This is a genomic window from Mesorhizobium sp. M0045 (genome assembly GCF_040323385.1).
Taxonomy (GTDB): Bacteria; Pseudomonadota; Alphaproteobacteria; order Rhizobiales; family Rhizobiaceae; genus Mesorhizobium.
In genome coordinates this window covers 21,823-33,010 of sequence record NZ_JAMYUY010000032.1, presented here as the reverse complement: position 1 = coordinate 33,010, position 11,188 = coordinate 21,823, and the positions used below count along the sequence as shown (strand labels likewise).

General features: G+C 59.7%; 10 protein-coding genes. All 10 read right to left on the bottom strand.

The window, feature by feature from the left end; genetic code table 11:
* Positions 1–278 precede the first annotated feature (278 nt).
* Positions 279–2,174 (bottom strand): ABC transporter ATP-binding protein, encoded by a 1,896-nt coding sequence (locus NKJ72_RS29140; protein ID WP_352480515.1) that lies wholly within the window; start codon positions 2,172–2,174, stop codon positions 279–281.
* Entirely contained in the window at positions 2,174–4,042 is a 1,869-nt protein-coding gene (locus NKJ72_RS29135; protein WP_352480514.1) for an ABC transporter ATP-binding protein, read from the bottom strand. The genes NKJ72_RS29140 and NKJ72_RS29135 overlap by 1 nt, the downstream gene beginning before the upstream one ends.
* Positions 4,043–4,115: 73 nt before the next feature.
* Positions 4,116–5,021: an SIR2 family NAD-dependent protein deacylase gene (locus tag NKJ72_RS29130; protein WP_352480513.1), complete on the bottom strand. Its 906-nt coding sequence runs from the start codon at positions 5,019–5,021 to the stop codon at positions 4,116–4,118.
* 38 nt (positions 5,022–5,059) lie between these two features.
* Positions 5,060–5,272, bottom strand: a complete 213-nt coding sequence (gene nifT, locus NKJ72_RS29125) for a putative nitrogen fixation protein NifT (protein WP_023678250.1) — start codon at positions 5,270–5,272, stop codon at positions 5,060–5,062.
* Positions 5,269–5,589, bottom strand: coding sequence for a nitrogen fixation protein NifZ (locus NKJ72_RS29120; RefSeq protein WP_031256099.1), 321 nt, complete (start codon positions 5,587–5,589; stop codon positions 5,269–5,271). Before NKJ72_RS29120 ends, nifT begins: the two co-directional genes overlap by 4 nt.
* Before the next feature lie 99 nt (positions 5,590–5,688).
* On the bottom strand, positions 5,689–5,883 hold the full coding sequence (locus NKJ72_RS29115; RefSeq protein ID WP_023678248.1) for a 4Fe-4S dicluster domain-containing protein: 195 nt from the start codon (positions 5,881–5,883) through the stop codon (positions 5,689–5,691).
* A gap of 31 nt (positions 5,884–5,914) precedes the next feature.
* A complete protein-coding gene (gene nifB, locus NKJ72_RS29110) occupies positions 5,915–7,393 on the bottom strand; it encodes a nitrogenase cofactor biosynthesis protein NifB (RefSeq protein ID WP_352480512.1) in 1,479 nt (492 codons plus the stop codon).
* 238 nt (positions 7,394–7,631) lie between these two features.
* Positions 7,632–9,395, bottom strand: coding sequence for a nif-specific transcriptional activator NifA (gene nifA / locus NKJ72_RS29105; RefSeq protein ID WP_352480511.1), 1,764 nt, complete (start codon positions 9,393–9,395; stop codon positions 7,632–7,634).
* Positions 9,396–9,567: 172 nt separating this feature from the next.
* Entirely contained in the window at positions 9,568–9,867 is a 300-nt protein-coding gene (locus tag NKJ72_RS29100; RefSeq protein ID WP_352480510.1) for a ferredoxin family protein, read from the bottom strand.
* Positions 9,868–9,878: 11 nt separating this feature from the next.
* On the bottom strand, positions 9,879–11,186 hold the full coding sequence (locus NKJ72_RS29095; protein WP_023678244.1) for an FAD-binding protein: 1,308 nt from the start codon (positions 11,184–11,186) through the stop codon (positions 9,879–9,881).
* Between the last annotated feature and the right edge of the window lie 2 nt (positions 11,187–11,188).

Sequence of the window (11,188 nt, the reverse complement as noted above, 5' to 3'; positions counted from 1 at the left end):
CGCAGAGCCAGATCGAGGAACTCATGCCCTGGCGATTCCGAAAAGCGTCAAGCCCAAATCCGTAGGGGATCAGCGACGCGCTTACCCACCTGGAGCGAGTTCGCCCGATGTCGCGGGGTGCACCGCGGTCGGATAACGATGCTGGAGGAAATCGTTCGCAGCCGGTCTTCACGATCTGCGCGAGTGCTTTTCATGAATGCTGCCTGCTTCCTCGTCTGCGGCGGCCTGAGTGTCCGGCACGCCCGAGTCAATGCCAGTACCACAAGGCCGGCAAGACGTCAGGTCTGGGAGCCTGCTTGTACGGTCGTATCGTATTCGGGAATGTCGTCGAAGGAGGCGTAGTTCAGATTGTAGAGTTTGGAATAGAGGCCCCCTGTGGCTATTAGCTGATCGTGGTTGCCAGTCGCAATAACTTGGCCATTCTGAAGCACGATGATGCGGTCGGCACCCCGGATCGTGGCAAGACGGTGGGCGATCACGAGGCCAGTACGGCCTTCAAGCAGCTTTATCAGAGCCTTCTGAATCTGCATTTCCGTGTAGCTGTCGACGTTGGCGGTAGCTTCGTCGAGCACGAGGATCTTGGCGTCGGCGACGAGGGCGCGAGCGAAACTGATGAGCTGGCGCTGGCCGAGAGATAAGTTGTCGCCGCGTTCGCCAAGTTGGGTCTCATACCCATCGGCGAGGCTCATGATGAAGTCGTGGGCGCCGACCGCCTTGGCCGCCTCCATCACCTTGTCTCGCGTGGCCTCTGTCTTGTGGTATCGAATGTTCTCGAAGACCGTCCCGGTGAACAGGAATGGCTCCTGCAGCACCATGGCGACCTGGCGGCCGAGCGATTCCTGGGTGAGATCGCGCACATCTATTCCGCCGACCAGCACTTGGCCCTGCTGAACATCATAGAAGCGGTGGACCAGGGCCATCGCACTCGATTTGCCAGAACCGCTCGGCCCGACCAGTGCGACCGTCTCGCCGGGATTGACCCGGAAGGAAACATTTTTCAGCACCGAATGGTTCGGATTGTAGCCGAAGGTGACGTCCCTGAACTCGACCGAGCCGTCCATTTCGGGCGAAAGCACCTCGGCATTGGGTTTGTCCTGAACATCGATCTTGACGTCGAGCACATCGGTCAGGCGCTTGCCTGAGGCCATGGCGCGCTGCATGATCGAATATTGCAGGGTGAGTGAGCGGATCGGGTCAAAGAAGCGCTGGATGTAAAACAGGTAGGCAACCAAAACCCCCACATCTATGCGGCCATTCATGACCATCGAGCCGCCGACCACAATAACGGCGGCCATGGCGAGTCCGGTGAGGCCATCGACGATAGGCACCATGACCAGTGCATATTTGGCAGCGATCAGGTGTGTCCTGAGGTTGGCATGGGCCTTGTCGTCAAAAAGAATGAAATTCACCTGCTGGCGGTCCATGGACTGGACGGTGCGCACGCCGTGAATGGCTTCGGCCAGCGCGCCGTTGACGATGGAATTAGTCTCGTGTGCAGCCATGAAGGCGGCGCGGGCACGCGGCAGCCAAACAATGCGGACGATCACCAGGACCGGCAGAACCGAGAGCGTTAGGAGGCCGAGGCGGAAGTCGAGCCACAGCATTACGAAAACGATGCCGAAGAGAAGCGCAACATCGCCTACGGAATATACCGAGGTTTCGAGGAATTCCTGTATGGAGTTGACGTCGCCTTGCAGGCGCGACATGAGGCGTCCGACCTCGGTCTTGTCCATGAAGGAGAGCGAAACCTTCTGCAGATGGCCAAACATGGCGCGGCGGATGTCGAACAGGACAGTTTCGGCCACTTTCCCAACCACGGTTTCCTGCATGTAGCCGGCAGCGAAATTGACCAAAATCGCCAAAACGAACGCGCCGACGGCCGCAAGCTGGGCTGAGCGATCGGTCCTTGCCGGGTTCATGCCCTGGTCGATCGCGTAGCGGATGATCAACGGGATGAGAAGCTGCGTCCCGGTGAAGATCAGCATTGCTGCAATCGTGATGACTACCCTGGCCCGATAGGGACGGACGAAGGCCCAGATGCGCCGGAGGATGCTCTTGTCGAAAGCCCGGCCGAACATCTCCTCCTCGATGCGGTGCGAGCCGACAACCGCGCGCGGAGGGCGTCTGCCGTCGTCACGTTCGGCTTCGAGTTCGCCGGCGCGGCGCTGCGCCATCAGCGGGCGCCCCCATACTGGGTCATAATGTCATCACCCGGGCGCGTCTGGAGATCGTAAAGGGCCCTGTAGCGTCCCCGCTTCGCCAAAAGCTCTTGATGCGTGCCGCGTTCTACGATTTCGCCGTTATCGACAAAAAGGATCTGATCGGCATGCATAAGCGCACTCAGCCGGTGCGCGATGATGATCGTCACCCGATCGTTGGCGAAGCGCCGCATCGCCGCGCGGATGCGCTGCTCGGTGCCGGCATCGATCGCCGCCGTTGAGTCGTCGAAAACGACGACGGAGGGGCGCAGCATCATGGTGCGAGCAATCGTGAGACGCTGGCGCTGGCCGCCAGAGAGAGAGACGCCGCGTTCGCCCACGACCGTTTCGTAGCCTGCTGGGAGCCCGAGGATGTAGTTGTGGAGCTGGGCAAATTCGCCAGCGCGTTCGATTCGCTGTCTCTTCGCCCAGGGATCGCCATAAGCGATGTTGTTCTCGATCGTGGTGGTGAATAGGAATGCATCCTGCTGTACGACGGCGACCGCCTTGCGAAGCGTCGCGAGGGTGACATTACGAATGTCCTGGCCGTCCAGCATGATGGCGCCACCGGTCACGTCGTAAAAGCGGGGGACCAGATGAGCCATCGTCGATTTGCCCGAACCCGGCGGACCGACGATCGCGATCGTCTCGCCTCTACGGGCCTCAAAGCTGAGGTTCTTCAGAATGGCGCGGTTTTCGGCGCTGGGGTAAGCAAACGAGACATTGTGGAAGCGCAGAGTGCCGTCGCCTATCTCGAGCGGTCTGGCCTCGAGAGCATCCCTGATTGTGATCTCCTGGTCGAGGAGACCGAAAAGCCGCGAACCGCAGCTAGAAGCGCGGGCAAAGGCATTGACCATGAGGCCGATCTGGCGGACTGGCATTTGCAGGATTGTCATGAAGGTCAGGAAGGTCGCCACCGTTCCGACGCTGATCTCGCCAGCGACGAGCTTGCTGCCACCGATCCAGAGCACCAATCCCATTGCGAAAAAGAAGGACAAGGTCATCGCCGACGTGCTGGGCACGTAGATGTCAACGCGGTCGTTGGCGAGGTCGAGCGCGTTCTTGGAAGCGCCGTCGAACTTCTGCATCTCATAGGCTTGAGCCGCAAAAGCGCGGACCACGCGGATGCCTGCGAGGTTTTCCTCCATCACGCGGCTTAGTACCGAAAGCCGCTCATGCAGGTCGAGCCAGGTGGCGCGCAGCCTAAGCTGTGTGGCCGATGAGCGCCAGGCGACAAAAGGCACGAAGCTCAGCGCGACCAGTCCGAGCATGGGATCGGTCGAGATCATCATGTAGGCGCCGATCCCGATCAGCATGGTGAGCAGGACCACGCGAACGAGCGCGGTGGAAAAATACATCCGCACGCCTTGGAGATCGAGCATTCCGATGGTGATCAGATCGCCTGAATGGACCCGGTCGTGAAAGGAAAAGCTGAGACGCTGGATCTTGTCGTAGTAGGCGAGCCGCAGTTCGTACGCGACATGATGCCCGACGGCTTCGGCAAAATAGTTCAGCGCCATCGTGAAAAGGCCGCGTAGCGCGCTGACGGCGAGCAGCAGGAGAGCCGGAATCCAGAGCGCTTGTCCTGCCGCGGTCCCCGCGACACCGCCCCCGATGGCTGTCTGGGTCTGGTCGACAGCCCGGCCGAGCAGCTGGGGAATGAGCAACTGGAGGATTGCCGCCATGATCGTCGAGCCCATAGCGAAGGCGACCTGCCAGGGATGCCGCAAATTCATCCGCGTGATGCGCAACAGCGTACTCAAATCCCGGCCCCAGCGCGCCGCTTCCACATGGGTCAACGGATTCAGAGCGTTCGTTGCGCTGCCGATAGCATCACTGCTCACGGGTGTATTCCCGACTGCATTTTGCGCCTTCGAGGCAAGCCGAAGGACCAATCATCAAAGGGGCCCGCCATTGTTAATCCTGTCCACCACCTGCAGCAGTGCCCGTTCCTATAAGCCGAGCCGCGGCTTCACTTACTGGCATGTCGATCACCGTGATTCCGCTTGCCGCAAGGAAACGCGCTTCGTTTCTGGTCAGCGTTTCCGCGTCCATTACCGCGCAATGTGGACCTCGGGAGCGCTTCATGATCTGCCTGGCGTAGGTGCGCAGCATCTGATCGTTGAAGCGGCAGCCAACGAAGAAAAATCCACGGGTGATGCGCCCTTCCTTCACCACGTCTGGGATCGGTGTCTGGATATCGATTTCGGTCAGGACTTCGACATAGTCGGAATCTGCGACGAGAAAGTTTTGCGCCGGCCTAATACTCCCGTGAGGTGTATAGAGAACCGTCTTTGCCCCCGATCGGGGGTCGAGTTCCCTCCCGGACAAATCGTAGGTTTTCGTCCAAATGTTACCGATTTCGTTCGCCCGCGTGACGCCTTGTATCTCAACGACGTCGGTTCGGCCGGTCTCTACGAGAGCCGTGCGCATCGCGCCGTCGTACCAGCTGTCGACGATGAGGGAGAGCGGCAGCCTTGCGAGCCAGGCGTGGAGGAGGGTCGGGGGCACCGGCGCTGCGAATATGTCGGTCATCCAAGCTTGAAGCGTCCGGCGATGCCGGCGCTGTTCGATGAACTGCGCAACCGACCACATATTGGTGCGGATCCTGGAAGGGGCTGGCGCCCGCGCATTGAGTGCCGCGGCAACGAGCTCCGGCGTATGCGGCACAGGCGGTTCCGCACAGTTGAACCCAAGAAGACCCGGACCGAGATAGGGGATCACCTCATCGGCGGCGAGCGCTTCCTTCGCCAGGTCAAGCAGCTTTTCGGCAAAACTGTCCCGCACGATGACGAGGTGGCCCGATGTCAGGATCGTGTTCATGCTCGTTTCCTCGCGACGCACCTTATCAAGGGGCAGCATCAGTCCTCTTCGGAAACCTTCCTTGCCTCGACGGTGATCGGCAGACGCGTATCCCGTGGAAGATCGGGGAGGAGGAGCCGCCACCCGTTCCTGAGCGTCACAGTTCCGCCCCACAACTCTTCCTTCTCGAGCTTGATGATCGGCTCTTCAAGGTCCTTTTTGGGGACATACGCCGACAAGCCAGCATCGGTCCTGCGGATCATGACTTTCATCTGGCCGTCCCTTCATTGGTATTGCTTTCAGCACTGCAGGGCGCCTCGGCTTTGTCGAGGCTCATCAGTTCACGCGCTCGCATGCCGACGACCGTGCCACGGTCGATCCATTCGACCGCATAGATGAAGAACTGCTGGAGAAAGGTGCCAATGTCGCGCACATATCCCTCGTCGCCCTTCCGCACGAGATTTTCGCCGATCTCCCTGCCAGGATAGGTGCCGTCATTCTTTATGTGGCGAGTGGCACGTACCCGCTCTCCCGGCATGAATCGTGGAGGCCTGCGGATTTCGACCTCCTCTTCGCGTCCGAGCGACATGTCCGTTCCCTGATTTCTCTTGAGGCTGCAGATTGTGAACAAAGGCGTTCCAGGCGTCCTGCGAAGGCATCCCCGACCATGTCGGCAGCCCAATGTTCGTCACGCAGGAACGCAGGTCTTCGGCACCGGGCATACCGAGGCACATTGCTGCGCATCGAAGACCCCCTCGCATTCGGTGCACTTTTGCGGCTCGATCACATAGCTCTCGCCTTTGAACTTGATCGCGCCGGAGGGACACTCGAATTCGCAGGCGCCGCATTGGGTGCATTGGGATGCGATGATCTTGAAAGCCATTTTAACTCCTGGTCCGAATGAATGAGACAGCTCAGGCCGTCGCCGAGAGTGCGGGGGTCCCACACGCGGCGGCATAAATCGCGCTGATTGCGGTCTCGATATAGTCGTGGGCATATGCGTCGGTGGCTTGGATTCCAGCGTCGGCGAGCTGATCCTGCGGGCAGTTTCCGATCTTGGCGCACAGCACGATATCTATGCCTTCAAGCGCTGCGATGACGCCATCGAGGGCGGCTTCTCCGCCCCAGCCGCCGAGGCAATACTGCTCCACCTTCCGATGCCCGACAAAACTGATCCCTCTCGGCGAGGCTTGATAAACCTGGAATTCCTTCGCATGGCCGAAATGTTCATTTACGCGGCCGCCGCCCTTGGTCGCCACCGCGAAGAGAAGGGACTTGCCGGGGCTCGCTGCCTTGACCAATCCGATCGCTTCTCTCCTAGCCGCCACGTGATCACGGCGCTCCTCCGCGACCAGCTCCCGATAGGCCTTGCGATTGCTGGCATCGTAGGTGACCTCGCCGGGAATCCGGTCGACTGTGAATTCCTGGCCACGATCCTCTCCGAGCAGGCCGACGGCATCTGCCCGGCACTGCCGGCAGTGGCGCATCAACTGGGCGCCGCCTTCGACACGATCCTGAAGAGCCTTCAGCTCCATTGCGTTTGGGCCGCGTTGCCCGCTCAGTCCGTAGTGCGTGCCGTGCGCCGGGTCCGAAATCAGCGGCATGAGGTTGTGCAGGAACGCGCCTCGCTCCTTGACCCATCTATTCACCTTGATCAGATGCTCATCGTTCACGCCGGGGATCATCACTGAATTGATTTTGGTGAGGATGCCGCGCGCGGTCAGCATCTCCAGACCCAACATCTGCCGCTCGTGCAGGATCCGGGCGGCTTCGATGCCGACGTAGCGGCGATGGTCGTAAAAGATCCAAGGATAGATCTTTGCACCGACCTCAGGGTCGACCATGTTGATGGTGATCGTCACGTGATCGACATTCATGTCGGCAAGCTCATCGACATGGTCCGGCAGCGCGAGCCCATTCGTGGAGATGCAAAACTTGATGTCTGGGATTTCCCTGGCAACTCGTTCGAACGTTGCCTTCGTCTTCTTCCAGTCGTAACAGGCATCGCCCGGTCCGGCGATGCCGAGCACGGAGAGTTGCGGCACCTCGTTGGCGACCGCGACCACCTTGCGTAGCGCCTGGTCGGGTGTCAGCTTTTCGGAGACCACCCCAGGCCGGCTTTCGTTGGCGCAGTCATATTTGCGATTGCAGTAGTTGCACTGGATATTGCAGCCGGGCGCGACCGCGACGTGCATGCGCGCGAAATAGTGATGCGCCTCTTCTGAAAAGCAGGGGTGATCCTTGATCTTCTCCCAGATAGCCGGATCCGTGTCGTCCGGCTTTATCGACGAGCCGCAGGACGAAGACGCGCAGCCACCGGCTTTCACGGTGGCAAGCAACTGGTCACCGAATGTCGTGCTGAGGCTCTCAAGCGAAATTGCCGGTGCGGACATCGAACGGCTCCGTTGCTGGGTGAATGTCGCAGTTCAAACCGCAAGAGCTATGCCAGCTCAAAGAGCGGTTTTGGTTCACGAATTGGCTTTCGTGTCGGATTCCGTCGGATTGCTCCGACACATCTTTGTCGGGCTTCCGACAGTGGACAAGCAAATCGGGTCGCGAAGGCTACCAGCCTTGGGCGCGAAGGGTGTGAGGGAGACTACTCCGGACTTACGTTTGACGTCATCACGACGTCTAGAATTTCTTCACCTCGATGCCATATCGGCGCAGCGCGTAGCCGATTTGCCGCGGCGTGAGGCCGAGGATACGAGCCGCCCTGGCCTGAACCCAACCGGCCTTGTCCATCGCGTCGATCAGCCGGTCGCGTTCCGTCAGACGCGGGGGACAAGCGGGATCGTTTGGATCGCCGGCCGCAAGGGGAGATACGTTGCCTGCGGAGGCACCGATGCGACTGGCCGGCAGCCGCAATCCGACCGGCACTGCGTTGACCCGTGCGAGATCGTCGATGGTATTGCCGCCATTCGAGCGGTCGGCTCGCTTCCAGAGGAGCCAGGAAAGGCACTGGCTCTTCTTACAGGCGAAATCGGATGGCGTGATCGTCCTTGAACGCGCAAGTGTGGCCGTCCTTTGGACGCAGTTCTCCAGCTCGCGGACGTTACCAGGGAAGTAGCATTGCGAGATCAGGTCAAGCGCCGACGGCGCGAAGGCGAGTGCGCGATCGTTCTCCTTGTTGAATCGGTTGAGGAAGGCGTTCGCAAGGCGTGGAATATCGCCGGGTCGCTCTCTGAGCGGAGGCAGGATAATTGGCACCACATTGATGCGGTAATAAAGGTCGGCCCGGAACTCCCCTTTTATGACGGCCGTCTCGAGGTCCTTGTTGGTGGCGCATATGAGGCGCACGTCGACCTGTAGCGTTTTGGTGCCGCCGACTCGCTCCAACTCGCCTTCCTGCAAGACACGCAACAGTTTGGCTTGAAAGGCCGGCGAAATCTCGCCGATTTCATCAAGTAGCAGCGTTCCCTCATTTGCCAATTCAAAACGACCGGCGCGCTGGGAGATAGCACCCGTGAAAGCGCCCTTTTCATGCCCAAACAGTTCTGACTCCAGAACGCTTTCAGACAGTGCGGCGCAGTTCAATTTGACGAAAGACTTCTTCCTCCGACGTGAGAGCTTATGGATGGCTTGCGCAAAGAATTCCTTGCCGGTGCCGCTTTCACCCCGCAGAAGCACGGTGGAATTGGTCCCTGCTACGACCGAGACGGTTTCGAGCACCTGCTTGAGTGCGGGGCTTTCCCCGATGATCCCGTCGATTTTGGCATCCGCATGCCGGGCAGGGTCGTAGGTCCTCCCCTCGTTGGGCGATTTCTCCGGTCTCCATTGCTCATGGACACACCGCTGACGATCTGTACTCAGGGTGCGATGGAGACGGATGGTCCGGCCGACAAGGTTGGCGACCATCGTCAGGAAGTATGTGTCCTCGTCGTCGCGAAAGTCGGTGGCGCCGTCTCCGGCGCGGTCGATCGACAATGTCCCAAGGATCTTATGATCAGCCTTTAGCGGGATACCGATAAAGGCAATCGGGATGGTGCCGCTGCTCGAAGACGTTTGAAGGTCAGCCTGAAATAGTTGGGACTTGCGAACGTCCGGTATGAAGAGCGGCGTCCCCGTAGCGACGATTTGATCTGTTATGGCCTGTGGTATGACGCGGCGAGTGCCTGATTGAGGTGCGTGGGTGTTGCCGGCAGTTGCGGCAATCTCCGGCTCTCCTTCAGCGTCCAGGACGACGATTGCTCCGTGACGCATCTGCAGAAACGAAGGCAGGATGTTCACGACATTGGCGAGCGTAATCTCCAGCTCGCTGGGGGCGGTCAGCACCTTCGATATCTCGTAGAGTCCCCTGAGCGCGATATCTGCTTGGGGCATGCTTTTGATGGGCGGTTCAGGGCGGGTATCCCGAGGTGCTACCTCGTCGACCCGATCTTGCGGTACGTGAGCCATGGAAACACCTCAGGGGTTGTCGTCCAGAGTGCTCCTCCTTTTGTGTCTGAGTCTGAATTCTGAAAGCACAGTATTCACGAGCTTCTCTTCGTTGCGATTCAAGCAAAGATAGACTTGGCGTTGGTCGCGACCTCAGGGGGAGATTAACCCTCTTGATACGTGCGTGCGTCGGTCATCCGAATTTGAAGAGGACTCCGAAACCGCCGCGTGGATAGTTCCACTCGATCTCGCCACTGGTCTCACACAAAATCCGGCAGGTGCCGCACTCCATGCAGCCGTCGGCAGTGATCTCCACTTGACCTTTATCGTTCAACTCATAACATTTCGCCGGGCAGACGTGGGTCAGCGCGAGCAAGTTCGCGCTTGGCCTCTCGTGCGGTAGCACTTTGATATGCGGACGGCCGGAATCCACCAAGTAGCGGTTCTGGTAAAGCTTGTCCTCGACACGTGACTTCGTCACTGCGATCGTCATTTCGTCTCCCCTCAGCGCCACGCCAATGCAAGGCGGACCGCGTCGCTGACCAGCCCCCAGCGCGAGCGCGCCTTGATGAAGGCCGCCGTGGTCGCCTTTTCCTTCTCGATCTTCGGCGTGCCGTCGACACGCATGAAGTTCTGCGCGGCTTGCGACATCAACCGCGGATAAGCCGTGAAGTAATTGCAGGAATTGGTGTGGAGCAAGGCCGGCATGTCTTTGTATTTCCTTAGGTCCTTGACCACGAAGGACTTGTCCAGCATGGCTTTGTAAAGGGCGAGATTCCGTTTGGTCATAGGACCGTTGCGGCTCTTGACCTCGATGATTGCCTCAGCCGCGATGCGGCCGGAGGTCATGGCGAGGTTCGAACCCTCGCGGTGAATGGCGTTGTTCAGTTGCGCGGCATCGCCGACCACGACCCAACCGTCGCCAAAGAGCTGCGGAATAGCCTTGTAGCCGCCTTCGGGAATGAGATGCGCGGAATATTCTTTCACTTCCGAGCCGGCGATCAGCGGCCGGATCGAAGGATGGGTTTTTAAGGCGTCGAGGAGGACGTAAGGGCTCTCGACCATCGCGGCGAAATCGGAGACGAGGCAGCCAATGCCCAGTGAGATCGACTCCTTGTTGGTGTAGAGGAAGCCGAGCCCGGCCATGCTGCGGGAGGTCGTGCCCACCGCCTCGATCACGCAGCCTTCATCGCCTTTGAGGCCGAACCGCTGCTCAATGACCTCTTCGGGCAGGAAATGCATTTCCTTGACGGCGAGCGCCACGGTTTGCGGCTTCGGCATCTCGCGCAGGCCGGCCCGCGTGCCAAGCAGTCCGCATACACCTTCTGCGAGGACGACCACGTCCGCGTAGATGGCCCCGCCGGCCCGGTCTGTGCGGACGCCGATCACCCTGTCCTTGGCGTCACGGATGAGTTCCGTCACGGTCGTCTCGCACAGAACCGTCGCGCCGGCCTCGCGCACCTTACGCGAAAACCATTTATCGAACTGGGCACGGATGATCGTGTAGCGGTTGGGCTTCGCCTCATTGAAGTCGTCCGACCGATAGTGAATCCCGGTATGGGATGTGTCGTCCATCACCCAAAGCCGCTGTTCAACCAAATGCCGCTCGAGAGGCGCATCGTCCCGGAAATCCGGGATGATCTTCTCCAGCATGTTCGCGTACATGATGGCACCCTGGACATTCTTGGAGCCCGGATATTCACCCCGCTCCAACTGCAGCACCTTCAGGCCGTGGCTGGCCATGGTGTAAGCAGCTGCGTTTCCGGACATGCCGGCCCCAATAACAATGGCGTCGAATTGTTCCTCAATCATGT